The 263-nt window shown below is 57.8% G+C and carries 1 protein-coding gene; it reads right to left on the reverse strand.

Annotated features, from left to right (window positions below):
• Nucleotides 1-263 (reverse strand): hypothetical protein (locus AF337_RS12425; protein WP_152971029.1); only part of this gene is annotated, 263 nt, incomplete at both ends.

Raw genomic sequence — 263 nt, forward strand, 5'->3', positions numbered from 1 at the left:
GGCTGCATCGACGGCATCGACGCCGGCATCGACAGCGGCAAGAACGGTTGCGGCTGCAATACCCGATGTATCATGCGTGTGGAAATGGATCGGCAGGCTCGTCGCCTCGCGCAGTGCCTTGAACAGAACCTTCGCAGCCGCAGGCTTGAGGAGACCTGCCATATCCTTGAGCGCGATGATATGTGCCCCGGCCTTCTCAAGCTCGATCGCAAGGTCGGTATAGTATTTCAGATCGTATTTCGGACGGGCCGAGTTCAGGATAT

The sequence above is a fragment of the Rhizobium ecuadorense genome, assembly GCF_001187535.1.
GTDB lineage: Bacteria > Pseudomonadota > Alphaproteobacteria > Rhizobiales > Rhizobiaceae > Rhizobium > Rhizobium ecuadorense.